Origin of the sequence: Streptomyces sp. NPDC006655, from assembly GCF_040703965.1 — a bacterium.
Taxonomy (GTDB): domain Bacteria; phylum Actinomycetota; class Actinomycetes; order Streptomycetales; family Streptomycetaceae; genus Streptomyces.
Genome location: NZ_JBEYJU010000005.1, coordinates 155,684 through 172,223, shown reverse-complemented (window position 1 = coordinate 172,223; position 16,540 = coordinate 155,684). Strand labels below are relative to the sequence as shown.

The following is a 16,540-nucleotide window of genomic DNA, read 5'->3' as shown; positions in this document are numbered from 1 at the left end:
CGCGTGCCCGGTGCGCCCGGCGGCATGCCGGTGATCGCGCCCATGCCCGCAGCGCGGCCCACCCGCATACCCAGCCAGCGCGACGACGCGGAGGAGACGGCGGCGGCCGGTACGACGGTCGACCACCTGACCGAGACCTACCGGGCGCACTACCGCTCGCTCCTCGGCCTCGCCGCGCTCCTCCTCGACGACACCGCCTCCTGCGAGGACGTCGTCCAGGAGGCGTTCATCCGCGTCCACTCCGCCCGCAAACGCGTCCGCGACCCGGAGAAGACCCTCGCCTACCTCCGGCAGACGGTCGTCAACCTCTCCCGTTCCGCGCTGCGCCGCCGCATCCTCGGTCTCAAGCTCCTCACCAAGCCGATGCCCGACATGGCGAGCGCGGAGGAGGGGGCCTACGACCAGCTGGAGCGGCGCGACCTCATCAAGGCGATGAAGGGACTCCAGCGCCGTCAGCGCGAGGTCCTGGTGCTGCGCTACTTCGCCGACATGACCGAGGCCCAGGTCGCCGAGACGCTCGGCATCTCGCTGGGCTCGGTGAAGGCGTACGGCTCGCGCGGCATCGCGGCGCTGCGGGTCGCGATGGAGGCCTCGGTATGAGGGAGGAAGCGGAGGGGCGGGAGTCACATGACCGGCACGAGCCCTATCTCTGGCACGAGCCGATGCCACCACGTCACGAGCAAGAGCACAGGCAATCGCACGCTGGGAACGGAACTGTGAACCACGGCCCCGACGAAAAGGGCCCGGAGGGCCTCGGCCAGGGCTCTGAAGAACTCCGGAACGCCCCCGACGGAGAACTCCGTGACGACCCCGACCGGACCGACCGCGGGCTTCCCGCGGATCCGGACGGGCTCGGTGTCGACGAGTTGGCGCTGCGCCGGCTGCTGCACACCGCGGTCGACGACCTCACGCCCGGTGACGGCGCCCTCGACCGGCTGCGCCGTGCCGTGCCCGCCCGCCGGGCCCGCAAGCGTCAGGCCGCCGTCGGGATGGCGGCCGCCGCCCTGTTCATCGGCACCGCGGTCCCCGCCCTCGTCCACGTCTCCCACTCCGGCGGCACCGACCCCAACACCTCCATCGCCGGACAGGCCTCCCAGGCCCAGGGCGGCTCGGCCGGCGGCAAGAACCCGGACGGCGGCACCGGGACCGCGGGCAGCTCCGGCGGCCCGGCGGCCAGCCGGAGCCCCGGCGGCACCAAGGGCAGCGGCAAGGACGAGAGCACCGGGAGCACCGGCGGCACCAAGGTCGTCCCCACGACGAGCGCCGCGGGCACCGCCCCCGTCTGCACCTCCGCCCAGCTCGGCACCCCGACGGCCACCGTCGGCGCCCCCGACTCGACGGGCGCCGTCTACGGCACCTTCCGCGTCGTCAACGTCTCGTCGACGAGCTGTACCGTCGGCGGCCCCGGCAGGGTCGGCGTCCTCGCGCAGGGCGCGGCCGACGCCACCAAGGTCGTCGCCGTCCGGCACGCCTCGGGCGACCCGGCGGCCGGGCTCCCCGACCCGACCACCGAACTCACCGGCCTGGTCCTGGCACCCGGCGCCGCCTACGCGGAGAAGTTCGCCTTCGTCCCGTCGGCCACCTGCCCGACCAGCGGATCCGGCACCGGCGGCACCGGCGACACCGGCGGCACCACGCCCTCTCCGAGCCCCTCCGAGGATGCGAGCAGCGGCACCGGTACGACCACCTCGGGCACGGAGGGCGTCACCACCCAGATGCTCACCGAGGACGGCACGGCCGACGGCAGCGTCGCGGTCTCGTACACCCCGGAGGCCGGGTCCCCGACCGGCTCGGCGACGGTGCCGAACGCGTGCGCGGGCACGGTCTACTGGACCGGGGTCCTGTCGGCGCAGTGACGCCCACGGCCGAGGCCCCGGCCGTCCGTGCCGGGGCCGGTCAGACCGTGGCCGTCGGCTGCTGCGCTTCCTCTTCCGGGACCAGCCCGAGCTCCGCGTCCCGGGCGAACTCCGCCTCCCGGCGCAGCAGCCGGAACCACATGAACACCACGAACCCCGCGAAGACGAACCACTCACCGGTGTAGCCGAGGTTCTGGAACGCCTTCAGGTCGAGCCCCGAGTTGTCCGGCGCGGTCGCCGGTACGGCCGTCATCCCGGCGTCGGCCTTGTCCAGGGTGATCCACGCGTCGTACACCGGGTACGGCACCAGGTTCACCAGGGACGCCGCGCTGATCGCCGCCGTCTGCCCGGACGGCAGGCCGCCCTGGGCGCTGACGCCGTCGTCCCCCGGTGTCTCGGAGGCCTGGAGCGCGCCGGTGACGGTGACCTCGCCGGTGGGCGGGGCGGGCGCCTTGGCGGCGTCGGCCTTGCCGGGCAGCCAGCCGCGCACCACGGGCAGCGCCTTGCCGGAGTCGGTGCGCAGCAGGGTCAGCACGTAGTAGCCGGCACGGCCGTCGAGCCGGCGGTCGGGCACCAGCAGCTGCTTGGCGTACCGGCCGCTGGCGGTGGCCCGCTTGCCGGAGGTGGCCTGGTCGACGGGGAGCAGGTCGGCCAGCGGCCGGGCCGCTTCCGTCCTGGCCGTCACGACCTGCTCGTCGGCGGTGCGGTGCGCTGCCACCCGCGCCTCGAAGCGGCTCAGCTGCCACGACCCCATGAAGATGCAGAACGGGATGGCGAGCAGCACGAAGACGTTGATGCCCCACCAGCGGGGTGTCAGCAGGAACCGGTACACCCTGTCCACGGTACGGGGCGCTTTGCGGGGGGTTGGGAGTGGGGGTGGGCGCACGCAAAGTTGTCCACAGGCTGAGGACGCGGGCAGCGCAGGGTGGGCGGGGGCAGGCACTATGGGGCCATGACTGCGGCCATGAGTGAGAGCGACATGCCGGACTGGGAGAAGCGCTTCCGCGCCCCTCGGGTCTCCCTGCCGGACTGGGCGGAGGACGCCCCCGACCGTTCCCTGTTCGTGTCGAACGCGACGGGGACGTACGAGCTGTACGCCTGGGACCGCGCGAGCGGGGAGCAGCGCCAGGCGACGAACCGGCCGAACGGCACGACGGACGGGCTGCTCTCCCCGGACGGCGCGTGGATCTGGTGGTTCGACGACAAGGACGGCGACGAGTTCGGCGTCTGGCGCCGCCAGCCCTTCGAGGGCGGCGCGGACGAGGAGGCCACGCCGGGCCTGGAGCCGTCGTACCCCTCGGGCCTGGCCCTCGGCCGGGACGGCCGCACAGCCGTCGTGGGCCGCTCGACGGATGCCGAGGGTACGACGATCTACCTGGTCAGGACGGGTGAGGAGCCGTCGGAGATCTACCGGCACGCCGAGTCGGCGGGCGTCGGAGACCTCTCCCACGACGGGTCGCTGATCGCGATCGAGCACACCGAGCACGGTGACGCGATGCACTCGGCGCTGCGCGTGCTCCGCCCCGACGGAACCACGGTCGCCGAGCTGGACGACACCAGGGGCGGCGTCGAGGAACTGGGCCTGGAGGTGCTGGGCTTCGCCCCGGTCGAGGGTGATCCGCGGCTGCTCATCGGACATCAGCGGCGGGGCCGCTGGGAGCCGCTGGTCTGGGACGTCGTGACCGGCGCGCAGACGGACCTGACCCTGGACCTGCCCGGCGACGTGAGCGCCGAGTGGTATCCGGACGGCAGCGCGCTGCTGATCGCGCACAGCCACAAGGCCCGCAGCGAACTGTTCCGCTACGACCTCGGCACGCGGGAGCTGACCCCGATCCCCACCCCGCCGGGAACCGTCTCCGGGGCCACGGCCCGTCCGGACGGCACGGTCGAGTACCTCTGGTCGTCGGCCGCCGAGCCGCCGGTGGTCCGCTCCACGACGGGCGCGGTCGTCCTGGACCCGCCCGGTATGAAGTGCCCCCCGTCGGTCCCGGTCTCGGACGCCTGGGTGGAGGGGCCGGGCGGTCCCATCCACGCCCTGATCCAGAAGCCGGCCGGTGCCGTCGGCCCGCTCCCCACGGTCTTCGACCTGCACGGCGGTCCGACCTGGCACGACAGCGACAGCTTCGCGGCGGGCCCGGCGGCCTGGGTGGACCACGGCTACGCGGTGGTCCGCATCAACTACCGGGGCTCCACGGGCTACGGCCGCGCCTGGACGGACGCGCTGAAGCACAGGGTGGGCCTGATCGAGCTGGAGGACGTCGCCGCGGTACGGGACTGGGCGGTCGAGTCCGGCCTCGCCGACCCGGACCGGCTGATCCTGACCGGCGGCTCCTGGGGCGGGTACCTCACCCTCCTCGGCCTCGGCACCCAGCCCGCGTCCTGGGCGGTGGGCATCGCCGTCGTCCCGGTCGCCGACTACGTCACGGCGTACCACGACGAGATGGAGTCACTGAAGGCGATGGACCGCACGCTGCTCGGCGGCACCCCGGAGGAGGTCCCGGACCGCTTCGCCGCGTCCTCGCCCCTGACGTACGTCGACGACGTGAAGGCCCCCGTCTACATCTCGGCCGGGGTCAACGACCCCCGCTGCCCCATCCGCCAGATCGACAACTACGTGACCCGCCTGGCAGCCCGCTCGGCCCCCCACGAGGTCTACCGCTACGACGCGGGCCACGGCTCCCTGGTGGTGGACGAACGCATCAAGCAACTGAGACTGGAGATGGAGTTCGCGGAGCGCCACCTGAAGGAGAAGGCGGAGGCCCCGATTTAGCCCAACGGCACCTGAAGCGCCCCGTCAGGGGCGCGGGGAACTGCGCGACCAGCCACAACCCACCCGCAGCCGTCCGACAACGCCGACCCACTCACCCCCACCTCTCAACCGAGCGAGTCGGGCGGGTGGGTGGGCGGCACCCGGCCGGACAACTCCGCCAACCCCCGGCGAGTAGCGGCCACCACCACCCGATCCCCACCCCGCATCACATACCCCCCGTCCGCGACCCCCGCCCGGCCCTCCAGCCCCAGCACCCGCCACGCCCCCGCCCGAAACGCCCCCGCCACGGTCCGCCCCTCCAACTGCGGATGCCCACCCACCCCCAGCACCGCCACCAGCAACACCTTCCGCTCCACCGCGATCGCCCCGAGAACCTGCCGCCCCAGCATCGCCCCGGCGAAGGACGGCGCCGCCAGATACGACACACTCCGGCTCCGGGTGATCGCCCGGGGGTGCGCCGTCCGCAACGTCCGGTACACGGCGGTCGCGAAGTCGTCGTCGTACAGCCGCAGCACGGCCTTCAGGTCCGGCCGTACGGACCGCGCGTACAGCACGGCCTCCAGGTTCGTGGTGTCCACGCTGGTCACCGCGAGCAGCGCCTGCGCCCGATGGATCTTGGCGGCTTCCAGGACCCCCTCCTGGGTGACGTCCCCGAGCACCACCGGCACCCGCAGCCGGCGCGCCACCGCCAGGCCGCGCGCGTCGGGATCGGACTCCACGCACACCACCGGCACGTGCAGTTCGTGCAGCCGGGTCAGCACCCGCGTCCCGATCTTCCCCAGCCCGAGCAGCACCACGTGCCCGCTCAGCCCGCGCGGCGGCTTCCGCAACGCGGACGCGGTCCGGAACGTCCCGAGTGCTTCGAGCACCGCCGCCAGCAGCACCGGAAGCAACAGCAACCCCATCAACCCCGACAGCAACTGAAGGATCTGCCGCCCGAGCGACTCCCCGATCGCGGGATTGTCGATGGCGAACAGGTCGAGGAGCGTGTAGTAGAAGGCCCGTACCGGATGGATGCCCGTCACGATCGACAGCGCGACCGCGAGCGCGACCACACACCCCACGAGTCCGGCCAGCGACCACCTGAGCCGCCGCGAGAACAGCGAGGCGAGCGCCGGTACGACCCCGGCCCCGACACCGTTGCCCCGCCCCCGGCCGCCGGGCGCCGCCGCCCCCGCGGACGACGACACCTGTTCGAGCACCAGCACGCCCCGGCCGTCCGCGCCCCGTACCTCCGCCTCGTCGGGCAGCAGCCGGGGCCCCTGGTCGGCGCCGCCCGCGGACGGCCCGGACGGCAGCGGGCCGGTGCTGTTCGCGGAGAGCAACGCCAGCGGGAACAGCCCCAGGTCGGCGTCCCGTCGGTCGGCCCCGGAACCGGGCGGCAGTTCCACCGCCCGCAGGACCAGTCCGTCCGTCTGGATGACCTTGCCGTGCCCGGCGAGTGCGGTGGCGGCGAGCGCGGGGGCCGCGGTGTCGGCGTCGGAGAGGACGATCGTGGCGGCGTCCCCGGCCCCGCCGTCCGCGTCCCCGACCGCCAACGCGGCCGCCTGGTCGAGGAGTTCCTCGATGTGCTGGCCGAGCCGCCGGTTGTAGAGCCGCAGGACCAGGCGCAGCCTGGGGTTGAGCCGACGGGCGGTGAGGGCGGCGCGGATGTTGGTCTCGTCGTCGTCGTAGACGAGGGCGAGCGCGCCGGCCCGCTCCACGCCCGCCTCGGCGAGCACGGACTCGGTGGCCTCCAGGGCCTCCAACACCCGTTCCCCGCGCGGGCCTTCCCCGGCGGCCGCACCGGGGCCGCCGGTGCTCCCGGAGCCGCCTCCGTTACCTCCGTTACCTCCGTTACCTCCGTTGCCACCGCCGTTGGCGGTGGCCCGTCCGACGGCGGCGCTCACCACCCGGTCGATCAGCGCGGCGGAGGCGGCGCGGGCCCGTCCGACGACCGGCGGCCGGGCGGTGCGCCCGTTCGGTGGCACGACCAGGGTGACCTGTTCGCCGTAGACCGTGCGCAACTCGGCGGCCAGCCGGTGCGCGAGCCCGTCGTCCCCGCACACCACCATGGGTGCCGGACCCCCACCACCTTGATACGGAACGCTCGCCACGAGGGAAAAGACTGCCTCAACGGGACGCATGGTTCCAGCAACGAAGTGAACAGCCGCCCCCGGCCGCCCGTAGGGAGGGGGAGGGAGCATAATCCCGGATCTGACCGAAGTGCCGGAGGTATCCGTCCCGTGGCCATCACCGAGAAAGCCGCCCCGCCCGGGTCGGCCGCCGCCCACGACGAGCCCCCCGGCGGCACCGACCCCGGCGGCACCGACCCCGGCGGCACCGACCCAGGCGGCGCAGATCATGGCCGCCCCAGCCGTCCCGGTCGTTCCGGCCGCTCCGAGCAGGAGGGCTGGCACCTCAACTCACCCCTGGTGCTGACCCTGGTGCTGCTCCTGGTCGTGGTCTTCCAGGGGCCGGTGCGCGGTGCGCTGGCGAAGCCGGTGATGCAGAGCTGGATGACGGTGTTCGTGGCGGTGGTCGTCCAGGCGCTCCCCTTCCTCGTCCTCGGCGTCCTGCTCTCCGCGGCCCTCGCGGTGTTCGTGCCGCCGTCCTTCTTCGCCCGTGCCCTGCCCGGCCGCCCCGCCCTCGCGGTCCCGGTCGCGGGCCTGGCCGGTGCGATCCTGCCGGGCTGCGAGTGCGCGTCGGTCCCGGTGGCGGGCGCCCTGGTCCGCCGGGGCGTCACCCCGGCCGCGGCGATCGCCTTCCTCCTCTCCGCCCCGGCGATCAACCCGATCGTGCTGACGGCGACGGCGGTGGCGTTCCCGCGCAACCCCGAGATGGTCCTGGCGCGGTTCGCCGGCAGCCTGCTGGTCGCGTGCGTCATGGGCTGGCTGTGGCAGCGGGTGGGCCGTACCGACTGGCTGCGCCCGCCGGCGCACGCGCACCACGAGGGCGAGACGAAGATGGAGGCGTTCTGGTCCTCGGTCCGGCACGACACCGTGCACGCGGGCGGGTTCCTGGTGCTGGGTGCGATGGCCGCGGCGACGCTGAAGGCGGTGGCCCCGGCGGAGTGGCTCCGCACGGCGGCCGCCAACCCGGTGGTGGCGATCCTCGCGCTGTCGATCCTGGCGGTGCTGCTGTCCATCTGCTCGGAGGCGGACGCGTTCGTGGCGGCCTCCCTGACCCAGTTCTCCCTCACCGCCAAGCTGGCGTTCCTGATCGTGGGCCCGATGATCGACCTGAAACTCTTCGCCATGCAGGCGGGCACCTTCGGCCGCGGCTTCGCCCTGCGCTTCGCCCCCGCCACGTTCGTCGCCGCCATCGCGGGCGCGCTGGTCACCGGGGCGGTGCTGCTGTGAACCGGCAGGCTCAGGCGGCGGTGCTGTTCCTGGTCGGGGCGGCCCTCCTGCACGCGGGCACGACCAACCTGTACCTGCGCTACGTCAAGGCGGGCCTGCAACCGCTGATCCTGGCGGCGGGCGCGGTCCTGATCGTCGCGGCGCTGGCGACGGCGTGGTACGAGTGGCGAGCCCGAACCCGCACCAAGCCCACCCAGGACCTCGGCCCCACCCAGGACCTCGGCCCCACCCAGGACCCCGGCCCCACCCAGGGCGACCCTCACGCCCACGCTCACCGCGAACCCCGCATCTCCTGGCTCCTGGTCCTCCCCCTCCTCGCCCTGATCCTGGTCGCCCCGCCCGCCCTCGGCTCCTACAGCGCGGTGCGCGCCGGTACCGCCCTGCAACAGCCGTACGGCTACATGAAGTTGCCGAAGTCGGACCCGATTCCGCTCAATCTTGTCGACTACGCGGGACGAGCGGTCTACGACCACGGCCGCTCGTTCGGCGGCAGGAGCGTGCGTTTCGCGGGTTTCGTGGCCCTGGACAAGAGCGGCGCCCCCTACCTGGTCCGCATGGCCCTCAACTGCTGCGCGGCGGACGCCCAGCCGGTGAAGGTGGCCCTCACGGGCAAGATCCCCCCGGTCCTCCAGCCGGACGCCTGGCTCCAGGTGACGGGCACGTACACCGCCCGCGTGACCCACGACCCGGTGAACAACGGCCCGATCCCCTACCTCGAGGTCACCCAGGCCAAGCCGATCCCGGTCCCGTCCGACCCGTACGACGAGAGCTGGAACAACTGACGGGCCCCGCTCAGGGCCACGTGCACTCAATACGCCCGTGCCGCACCGCGTACGCCGCCGGGCCGCCTTTCGCGACGGCCTGGTGGATCGCGTCGCGGCTCATGACGAGCCGGTCGACCATCTCACTGCTGCGGAGTTGCTGGTTGTCGAGGTAGAACAGCACCGCCTCGCGCTCCCGCACTGGCCGGATCTCCAGGTCCCGGGTCTTGATCCGGCCGTCCTTCGAGAGCGGGACCCAGGACCGGTCCAGACCGTAGGTGATCCATTCCTCGTCGGGAACGTCCTGCCCGTCGTCAGGAAAGGCGTCCCCGATCCGGTGAACCGTCCACCCGCACACTCTCAGTCCCTCCGCCACACGACGTCCGAGGTTCCGGTCGAGGAAGAACTCAGGCGGCAAGGTGCACCACGGCCCGGCAGAGCGCGTCCACCTGCTCGGGCGTCATGTCGTAGTCGTAGGCGATGTCCTCGACGCTTTCCCCGGCCTCCCAGAGGTCCGTGATGGCCTTCACCGTGACGCGGTTGGCGGCCACCACGGGGAGACCGTGGCCGAACCTCGGATCGATCACGACGGGGACGGACTCCGGGTACTGCCTGAGGCGCAGGCTGGACGGGAAGACTTCGCCGGGCTCCCAGGTGAGGTAGCGGAGGTAGTCGGAGACGACCTCCTTGATGGGGACCTGGCCGTCGCGTGCCCTGCGGAGGTCGCCCCAGCCGTGCTCGATGAAGATGTCCACACCGTCCGTGGCGATCTGCTGGGACACGAGACCGTAAGGGGTGTCGAAGGCATCCCGTACAGCGGCTGCGGCCTCTCTGATCTCGCTCATGCGGAGTCCAAGGGAGCGCAGAGAACGCAGGACGTGCGCCTCGGCCACCGCGATGAACGGTACGGAAGGCTGCCCCTTCCGTACCGGCTCGACCTGGTGGACCAACGGCGCTCCGGCGGCCTTGCCCTTCAGCCAGGACATGAGAGTCGACTGCGGAATCTCAAGGTAGGAGGCCGTTTCCGTGGGCGTCAGCAGCCCGTCCGCGAACCTGTCGACCATGCCCCACCTCCTCTTGGCGCCGGACTTCGCATCGTCGCACATCAAGCCTCCCACCGGCGGCTGGACCGCACACCCGGCCGCCGGCTCAACCGGCCGCACGTAGCGCGCCTTCGGTGCGGCAGTCCCGGCAGTGGCCCGGTTCCGGGGCGCGGAATCCTCGGTCGCAGCCGTCGCAGTTCCACATCGGTACGACGGTCCGGGCGGCCGGTGGCGCCGTGACGCTCGCCGGTGCTTGCAGGGGGGTCTCCTTGAGCCGGTAGGCGAGGATGCCGGCCGGGCGGGCCAGGAGGTGGGCCGGGAGGCCCGCGGTGAGGAGGTCGGTGATGTGGGTGGGCGGGAGGCCCGCCGCGAGCCAGCGGGTGACGCCCGGGGCGAGGCGGGCGGCATCCTGCTCGGAGAGGGTGAGGCGGGGGTCGGTCCGGCGCAGGCTGGCGAGTACGGCGACGGCGCGGGGGTCAGCGGCAGCAAGTGGGGACGACGGCTCCGCCTCGGGCGGGGCAGGGGTGTGCGCCGGTGGCTGCGCGGGCACCGACTCGTGGGTGGGGCTCTTCCGGGGACGGCGCGGCTTCGGTGGTTCGGGAGGGCCGGGGGTTCCGCCGGGGACGTCGTAGAAGTACGTCCGGGTGCGGATCTGGCCGGTGGGTGTGCGCTCGCGGCGGCGTTCCAGGTAGCCGTCCTCCTCCAACTCCCTGAGAGCCCGGGAGATCAGGATCTCGCCCTCGGTGAAGTGGCGGCACAGGGCGGTGATGCTCACCGGGGAGCCGTCGGGCAGGGAGAGGACGTACAGCGCCACGCCTACCGTGACCGCGCTGCCGGGCCGTTGGGCGAGGGCGTTGGAGATCACGGTGAAGTCGGCGGCGAGCCGGGTGCGGACGTGGATCACGCCGGAGGTCGGGAGTCCGGCGTCGGCGCGCGAGGGCGCGTTAGACTGCGGGTCAGCCATCGGGAAGCTACTTCTTCCTGATCGGTCAGGCCCTCGTTCGGGATGCCAGTCCCGGCCGGGGGCCGTCGTCTGTGTGGGGTTGTCGCGGCGAACGTAACGGTCCGTGTCCCGCCGCTGCAAGCCGGTCACCCGGACGGGTGACGCGGGGCGTGCGGCCGGGGAGGGTGGGTGGGCGGGTAGTTCTTTCCCCCGGTTCTTTGGGGAGGTCAGCGGCCCACCGGACCCTCGCGGGCAAGGGTCCGGTGAGCCCGGGACGCGGACGGCGCCCGGAGCCCGGCGGGCTCAGCGACGGCGGCCCTCAGCCCTTCAACTCGCCTATGAAAGCGGCCCAGGCGGTGGCTTCGACGCACAGCGCCGGACCGTGCGGGACCTTGCTGTCACGGACGGGGACGGCGCCGGGGAACCCGTCGGCCACCTCCACGCAGTCGCCCCCCGCCTGATTGCTGTAGCTGCTCCTGCGCCAGTCGACGCCGTTCAGATCGGGACGGGAGATTCGCGCCACGGTAGTTGTCCTCCACGGTGGACCGGATCATGTCCAGCGACATGAGTGGGGGCAGTGCTGCCGCCCGCAGCCGATCGTAAATCACCTTGTATCGACGGACATTGGCCGGTTCTTCGATGAGTTGGCCGTAGTCGGAGCCTTCCGTGTAGGCCACTTCCGAGCCGTCCGGCAGCGTCAGGATGGTCAGCGAGCCACCCATTGCCTCGTGGCCGCCTTGGTCGAACGGCAGCACCTGCACGATGATGTGACGCTCCGATGCGGCATCGATCAGCCGGGCCAACTGTCGTCGCATCACGCTGTGGCTGCCGATGGGACGCCTCAGTACCGCCTCGTCCAGGATCGCGCACAACTCCGGTCCATCGAGCGAACTCAGGCGTTCCTGCCGGGCCATTCGGGCGGTGACTCGCTCCTCCAGCTGTTCTTCGCCGTCGAGAAGCGCGTCCAGACTCAGCACCGTCCGTGCGTAGTCCTCCGTCTGCAACAAGCCCGGAACCACGTGCGCCGCGTACTGCCGGATGACCACCGCCCGCTCCGAGTACGCCATGAACGTCCGTGACCAGTCCGGGAACGCCTCCCGGTACACGTACGGCCACAGCTCCGCCAGCAGGTCGTCGGTGCCCAGGGCCGCGTCCAGCGCCCGCGCCAGTTCGAGCGTCGGCTTCGCTCCGGAGGCCCGCTCGATCTGGGTGATCCGGGTGCTCACCACGTGCACGGTGGCGCCCAGTTCGGCCTGGGTCAGTCCGGCGGCGACGCGGAGTCTTCGTACCCGTGCGCCGAACAGCGCCGCCATCGACGTACTGGAGTCAATTCCATTGGCCAAGGCGTCACTTCCGTCCCTTACGAACCGAGAAGTAAGGCTGTGTCACCTTCCGAGCCTAGGGCGCCTTGACGACTCTTGAGTACGCAACGTAACGACTGGTGTACACAAGGGTGGGCGGGCTGTGCTGACAGAAGCGGTCGCATCGGAGAAGGAACCCAGGGGATTCGCGTCCTCCGCCCGAGGGGCGCGGCGCGCTCGGCACCATGCCGTGCGACGGATGGCGGAGTGGGGGTTTCCCGCCGAGTCCGACGCGTCGTGCGCGGTCGCTCTCGTCGTCGCCGAACTCGCCGCCAACGCGGTGCGGCACGGACGGGTGCCGGGGCACACCTTCGGTCTTCGGCTGGTCCGCGACGTGGCCGCGGGCCTGGTACGGGTCGAGGTCGCGGACGCCGCGGCCTCGAGGAGGCCACCTGCCACCGCTCCTCGGGCCGCCCCCGACGGGGAGTCGGGGCGCGGCCTGCTCCTGGTGGACGCCGTGGCGGTGCGGTGGGGCTGCGTGCCCCGGCAGTCCGTGGGCAAGACGGTGTGGGCGGAGGTGGCCGTCAAGGCGCCGTGAGAGACGTGCCGTTGAGCCCGGTCAGGGACGGCCCACCGTGTCCGGGTCGGGGACCCTGGGTTCCGGGAGCGGGGCGGGTTGCGTCGGCTCGGAGCGGCGGGTCAGGCGGCGGGCCACCGGTTCGGTGTAGCGGGCCGTGAGGGGGCCGAGGATGACGAGGATCAGGACGTAGGCGGTGGCCAGGGGGCCGAGGGAGGGTTCTATGCCTGCCGTGACCGCGAGGCCGGCGATGACGATCGAGAACTCGCCGCGGGCGACCAGGGTGCCGCCCGCCCGCCAGCGGCCCTTCGCCGAGATCCCGGCGCGCTTGGCGGCCCAGTAGCCGGTGGCGATCTTCGTCAGTGCGGTGACGACCGCGAGCGCGAGCGCGGGCAGCAGCACCGGCGGGATGCTCGACGGGTCGGTGTGCAGGCCGAAGAAGACGAAGAAGACGGCCGCGAAGAGGTCGCGCAGGGGTGCCAGGAGGTGGTGGGCGCCCTCCGCGACCTCCCCGGAGAGCGCGATGCCGACGAGGAACGCGCCCACCGCGGCGGAGACCTGGAGCTGCTGGGCGATGCCCGCGACGAGGAGGGTCAGGCCCAGCACCACGAGGAGCAGCTTCTCGGAGTCGTCGCTGGAGACGAAACGGGAGATGTGCCTGCCGTAGCGGACCGCGATCAGCAGGACCAGTCCGGCCACCCCGAGGGCGATGGCGAGGGTCAGGCTGCCCGCGGCCAGGCCCGCGCCGGCCAGCAGCGCGGTGACGATCGGCAGGTAGACGGCCATGGAGAGGTCCTCCAGGACCAGGATGCTCAGGATCACCGGGGTCTCCCGGTTGCCGAGCCGCCCCAGGTCGCCGAGGACCTTGGCGATCACCCCGGACGAGGAGATCCAGGTGACGCCGGCCAGCACCACGGCCGCCACCGGCCCCCAGCCCAGCAGGAGGGCCATGGCGGCACCGGGCAGCGCGTTGAGCGCGGCGTCCACCAGACCCGCCGGGTACTGGGTCTTCAGGTTGGAGACGAGATCGCTCGCGGTGTACTCCAGACCGAGCATCAGGAGCAGCAGTACGACGCCGATCTCGGCGCCGATCGCGACGAACTCCTCGCTGGTGCCGAGCGGATAGAGGCCCCCTTTGCCGAAGGCGAGCCCGGCCAGCAGGTAGAGGGGGATGGGAGAGAAGCTGAAGCGTCCGGCGAGGCGGCCGAGCAGGCCGAGGCCGAGGATGATCGCCCCGAACTCGATCAGGAAGACGGCGGAGTCGTGCACGGCGGCCTCACTCCCGCCCGAGTATCGCGGCGGCCGCGTCGACGCCCTCGCGGGTGCCGATCACGATGAGCGTGTCCCCGCCGGCGAGCCGGAAGTCCGGCGCGGGCGAGGGGACCGCCTCGGCGCGGCGCAGCACGGCCACGATGGAGACACCCGTCTCGGTCCGCATCCGCGTCTCGCCGAGGAGCCGGCCGTTCCAGTACGAGGTCGCGCCCAGCTCGATGCGTTCGGCGACCAGGCCGAGGTCGGTGGTGGACAGCAGGTTCGGGCTGTGGTGCGTCGGCATCAGCGCGTCGATGAGCGCGTCCGCCTCCCCGGAGGACAGCCGCACCGACAGGGCGCAGGCGTCGGGGTCCTCCTGGCGGTAGGCGCTCAGGATGCGCGAACCGTCCCGGTGCGCGACCACGGAGAGCCTGTCCTGCTCCTTCGTGGCGAGGTCGTAGCGGACCCCGATTCCCGGCAACGGCGTCCTGCTCAGGCGTGGCGCCCCCAAGGCTGGCTCCCTCGTCTCGTCCCACTCGTCCTTTGCGATTTCTTTAACCACCCTAACGGGTGCGTTCGCGAAGCGGGGGCGACGAGAGGTGCGGGTGACTGCCTCAGGCCGGGTACGGGACGTAGCAGTCCAGGGCCGGGTGGTACAGGGACTGCCAGGTGCGGCCCTCGACGACTCCGCTCGCCGGCAGGCCGTGGCAGGTCTGGATCCACTCGATCTTCTTCAGCAGAGCGGTGCCGTAGACGCCGTCGGGCGCGAGCTTGGGCGGCAGGCCGCCCCACGCGTTGCTGAGGCACTGCGCCTGGCTGACCGCCGCGCCCGTCTCGCCGTACCTGAGGGTCGGCCGAAAGTCCGAGGACACGTAGGCGCAGGAGCGGCCGGGGTCGGGGCTGGGGCCGGGTACGGGGGTGGCGGCGACAGCGGTGGGCGGCGCCGCCAGGCCGAGCGCGGCGGTCGCGGCGAGCGTCGCGACGAGCGTCGCGGCCGAGGTGAGCAGTCGGTTCCGTTTCATCCCCGCTCCTTCAAGGGCGACTTCCGCCCATGGTCGCGCGCATGCGGTGGGGTCCGCGAGTCGGGAAGGGCGAGGCCGGGAGGGCGGTGGCGGCCGTCCTCCCCGACCCGGTGAAACCGACCCGGTGAAACCTACCCGGCGGGGCCGACTCGGCGGGGCCGACTCGGCGGGGCCGACCCGGTGGGGCCGACCCGGCGGGGCCGACTCGGTGGGGCCGACCCGGTGAAACCGACTCAACGGGGCCGACTCGGCGGGGATCGGTCAGCGCAGGCGCAGGGCCTCGCGGACCGTGGCGAACAGGTCGGTCTGGTTGGTGACGCCGAGGACGCGGTAGGCGAGCGGCCCCTGCGCGGCGATCCGGACCTGCGTACCGGTGTGCTCCTGGGACAGGCCCGGGGTGTTGGACGAGTAGTTGACCTTCAGTTGCTGGCCCTCGTCGGTGACCAGGGTCGAGGACAGGCCGGGCGGGGTGGCCTCCAGCGGCACGATCTGGCTGGTGTGGCCGTGGTCGGCGGTGGTGACGACCAGCGTGTCGGGGTGCTTGGCCGCGTACGCGCGGGCGACCTTGACGGCCTTGTCGAAGGCGGCGGTCTCGCCGATCTGGCCGCACGGGTCGGCCGCGTGGTCCTGCTTGTCGATGGAGGCGCCCTCGATCTGCAGGAAGAAGCCCTGCTTCGAGTGGTTCGCCTTCTGCTTGGCCTCCAGGAGCTGGATCGCCTTGGTGGCGGAGTCCGCGAGGCTCGGCGTGGTGGCCGGGCGGTTCGGGTTGGAGGTGACGCAGCGCTGCGGGTCGGTGCCGCCGACGGCGGCCGCCTTGCCGGTCCACTCCACCGGCACGTTGCCGGCGGCGAGCAGGCCGAGCACCGGCTTGCCGGCCTTGGCGCTCTTCAGGCCCGCGCTGTCGGTGACGACCTGGTAGCCGAGCTTCTGCGCCTGCTCGGTGACGGTCAGCCCCTGGTACCTGCCGTCGGTCACCTTCTGGTCGAAGCGCTGCTTGCCGCCGCCGATGAGGACGTCGACCTTGTGGTTCACGGACTGCTCGGCGATCGAGCCGGGGCCGCCCGCCGCGATGGTGTCCTTCGCGCACTTGGCCATGTCGGCCGGGCCCTGGCAGGAGCGGTCGGTGACGTGCGAGGCGAGCACGGCCGGGGTGGCGTCGGTGAGCTCGGCCGTCGTCACGCTGCCGGTGGCGTAGCCGTTCTTCTGCGCCAGCTCCAGGATCGTCTTCACGGCCTTGTCGGTGCCGGGCGTCTTGGAGATGCGGCCGTTGACGGTCTTCACGCCGGTCGCCCAGCCGGTGCCGCTCGCGGCGGAGTCGGTGACGTAGTCGGGGGTGCCGTCCGCGTGCACGGCGTACGTCGTGTAGGCGCCCGTGAGCGGGAACCTGTCCATGTTCAGGCGGCCGTTCGCGCCGACCGTGTAGTCACGGGCGAGGGTGATCTCCGAGTCGCCCATGCCGTCGCCGATGAGCAGGATGACGTTCTTCGCCTTGCCGCCCTGGACGGCGTTCTTGGCCTGCTGGGCGCTGTCGAAGGCACCGGCGGCGGTGGTCACGGCCACGGCCACGGCCGCGGTGGCCGCCGCGATCACGGCAGTGGCGGTCATGAGGCGACGGCGGGTGGATCTGGGCATGGGTACGGCTCCTCGGGGCGTCTGTCGAACGTTCGGCCAGATC

Annotated in this window: 17 protein-coding genes; 6 read left to right on the top strand and 11 right to left on the bottom strand. The window is 72.5% G+C overall.

The genetic code is table 11. The annotated features are described in order from the left end of the window. Nucleotides 1-24 precede the first annotated feature (24 nt). Both AB0958_RS04730 and AB0958_RS04725 read left to right on the top strand, forming a co-directional pair. On the top strand, nucleotides 25-600 hold the full coding sequence (locus tag AB0958_RS04730) for a SigE family RNA polymerase sigma factor (RefSeq protein WP_366888874.1): 576 nt from the start codon (nucleotides 25-27) through the stop codon (nucleotides 598-600). 116 nt (nucleotides 601-716) lie between these two features. After that, entirely contained in the window at nucleotides 717-1,856 is a 1,140-nt protein-coding gene (locus tag AB0958_RS04725; RefSeq protein ID WP_366888847.1) for a hypothetical protein, read from the top strand. A gap of 40 nt (nucleotides 1,857-1,896) precedes the next feature. Here AB0958_RS04725 and AB0958_RS04720 read toward each other — a convergent pair whose 3' ends face one another. Beyond that, nucleotides 1,897-2,688: an SURF1 family protein gene (locus AB0958_RS04720; protein ID WP_366888846.1), complete on the bottom strand. Its 792-nt coding sequence runs from the start codon at nucleotides 2,686-2,688 to the stop codon at nucleotides 1,897-1,899. Between the two features lie 120 nt (nucleotides 2,689-2,808). On the opposite strand from AB0958_RS04720, the gene AB0958_RS04715 reads away from it, so the two are divergent. Beyond that, nucleotides 2,809-4,626: a prolyl oligopeptidase family serine peptidase gene (locus AB0958_RS04715; protein WP_366888845.1), complete on the top strand. Its 1,818-nt coding sequence runs from the start codon at nucleotides 2,809-2,811 to the stop codon at nucleotides 4,624-4,626. A 104-nt stretch (nucleotides 4,627-4,730) separates the two neighbouring features. Here the strand turns inward: AB0958_RS04715 and AB0958_RS04710 are convergent, their stop codons facing one another. Beyond that, nucleotides 4,731-6,680: an NAD-binding protein gene (locus tag AB0958_RS04710; RefSeq protein ID WP_366888844.1), complete on the bottom strand. Its 1,950-nt coding sequence runs from the start codon at nucleotides 6,678-6,680 to the stop codon at nucleotides 4,731-4,733. A 171-nt stretch (nucleotides 6,681-6,851) separates the two neighbouring features. On the opposite strand from AB0958_RS04710, the gene AB0958_RS04705 reads away from it, so the two are divergent. Together AB0958_RS04705 and AB0958_RS04700 are read left to right on the top strand one after the other, a co-directional pair. Continuing rightward, entirely contained in the window at nucleotides 6,852-7,967 is a 1,116-nt protein-coding gene (locus AB0958_RS04705; protein WP_366888843.1) for a permease, read from the top strand. Beyond that, nucleotides 7,964-8,749: a TIGR03943 family protein gene (locus AB0958_RS04700; RefSeq protein ID WP_366888842.1), complete on the top strand. Its 786-nt coding sequence runs from the start codon at nucleotides 7,964-7,966 to the stop codon at nucleotides 8,747-8,749. The genes AB0958_RS04705 and AB0958_RS04700 overlap by 4 nt, the downstream gene beginning before the upstream one ends. A 10-nt stretch (nucleotides 8,750-8,759) precedes the next feature. Here AB0958_RS04700 and AB0958_RS04695 read toward each other — a convergent pair whose 3' ends face one another. The 5 genes from AB0958_RS04695 to AB0958_RS04675 form a co-directional block, all read right to left on the bottom strand. Further along, nucleotides 8,760-9,086, bottom strand: a complete 327-nt coding sequence (locus tag AB0958_RS04695; RefSeq protein WP_366888841.1) for a toxin-antitoxin system, toxin component, PIN family protein — start codon at nucleotides 9,084-9,086, stop codon at nucleotides 8,760-8,762. A 49-nt stretch (nucleotides 9,087-9,135) separates the two neighbouring features. Continuing rightward, nucleotides 9,136-9,792, bottom strand: coding sequence for a DUF433 domain-containing protein (locus AB0958_RS04690; RefSeq protein WP_366888840.1), 657 nt, complete (start codon nucleotides 9,790-9,792; stop codon nucleotides 9,136-9,138). Nucleotides 9,793-9,877: 85 nt separating this feature from the next. Further along, the gene (locus AB0958_RS04685; RefSeq protein ID WP_366888839.1) at nucleotides 9,878-10,735 is read right to left on the bottom strand and encodes a hypothetical protein; all 858 of its coding nucleotides are present in this window, start codon (nucleotides 10,733-10,735) and stop codon (nucleotides 9,878-9,880) included. Nucleotides 10,736-11,033: 298 nt separating this feature from the next. After that, entirely contained in the window at nucleotides 11,034-11,150 is a 117-nt protein-coding gene (locus AB0958_RS04680; protein ID WP_366888838.1) for a DUF397 domain-containing protein, read from the bottom strand. Next, a complete protein-coding gene (locus AB0958_RS04675; RefSeq protein WP_366888837.1) occupies nucleotides 11,113-12,027 on the bottom strand; it encodes a helix-turn-helix transcriptional regulator in 915 nt (304 codons plus the stop codon). The genes AB0958_RS04680 and AB0958_RS04675 overlap by 38 nt, the downstream gene beginning before the upstream one ends. A 151-nt stretch (nucleotides 12,028-12,178) precedes the next feature. Between AB0958_RS04675 and AB0958_RS04670 the strand changes: the two genes are divergently transcribed. Next, the gene (locus tag AB0958_RS04670; RefSeq protein ID WP_366888836.1) at nucleotides 12,179-12,613 is read left to right on the top strand and encodes an ATP-binding protein; all 435 of its coding nucleotides are present in this window, start codon (nucleotides 12,179-12,181) and stop codon (nucleotides 12,611-12,613) included. 21 nt (nucleotides 12,614-12,634) lie between these two features. Here AB0958_RS04670 and AB0958_RS04665 read toward each other — a convergent pair whose 3' ends face one another. The 4 genes from AB0958_RS04665 to AB0958_RS04650 form a co-directional block, all read right to left on the bottom strand. Then, nucleotides 12,635-13,861: a cation:proton antiporter gene (locus AB0958_RS04665; RefSeq protein ID WP_366888835.1), complete on the bottom strand. Its 1,227-nt coding sequence runs from the start codon at nucleotides 13,859-13,861 to the stop codon at nucleotides 12,635-12,637. Nucleotides 13,862-13,868: 7 nt separating this feature from the next. After that, nucleotides 13,869-14,354 carry a TrkA C-terminal domain-containing protein gene (locus AB0958_RS04660; RefSeq protein ID WP_366888834.1) on the bottom strand — a complete coding sequence of 162 codons (486 nt, stop codon included), beginning with the start codon at nucleotides 14,352-14,354 and terminating at the stop codon, nucleotides 13,869-13,871. A 103-nt stretch (nucleotides 14,355-14,457) separates the two neighbouring features. Next, a complete protein-coding gene (locus AB0958_RS04655; protein ID WP_366888833.1) occupies nucleotides 14,458-14,865 on the bottom strand; it encodes a peptidoglycan-binding domain-containing protein in 408 nt (135 codons plus the stop codon). A gap of 261 nt (nucleotides 14,866-15,126) precedes the next feature. Continuing rightward, on the bottom strand, nucleotides 15,127-16,497 hold the full coding sequence (locus AB0958_RS04650; protein WP_366888832.1) for an alkaline phosphatase: 1,371 nt from the start codon (nucleotides 16,495-16,497) through the stop codon (nucleotides 15,127-15,129). Nucleotides 16,498-16,540: the final 43 nt, after the last annotated feature.

Excerpts from the sequence above, each read along its gene's own strand:
- AB0958_RS04715 (WP_366888845.1), top strand. The coding sequence starts at position 2,809 with ATGACTGCGGCCATGAGTGAGAGCGACATGCCGGACTGGGAGAAGCGC.
- AB0958_RS04685 (WP_366888839.1), bottom strand. The coding sequence starts at position 10,735 with ATGGCTGACCCGCAGTCTAACGCGCCCTCGCGCGCCGACGCCGGACTC.
- AB0958_RS04675 (WP_366888837.1), bottom strand. The coding sequence starts at position 12,027 with ATGGCGGCGCTGTTCGGCGCACGGGTACGAAGACTCCGCGTCGCCGCC.
- AB0958_RS04710 (WP_366888844.1), bottom strand. The coding sequence starts at position 6,680 with ATGGTGGTGTGCGGGGACGACGGGCTCGCGCACCGGCTGGCCGCCGAG.
- AB0958_RS04655 (WP_366888833.1), bottom strand. The coding sequence starts at position 14,865 with ATGAAACGGAACCGACTGCTCACCTCGGCCGCGACGCTCGTCGCGACG.
- AB0958_RS04690 (WP_366888840.1), bottom strand. The coding sequence starts at position 9,792 with ATGGTCGACAGGTTCGCGGACGGGCTGCTGACGCCCACGGAAACGGCC.
- AB0958_RS04650 (WP_366888832.1), bottom strand. The coding sequence starts at position 16,497 with ATGCCCAGATCCACCCGCCGTCGCCTCATGACCGCCACTGCCGTGATC.
- AB0958_RS04730 (WP_366888874.1), top strand. The coding sequence starts at position 25 with ATGCCGGTGATCGCGCCCATGCCCGCAGCGCGGCCCACCCGCATACCC.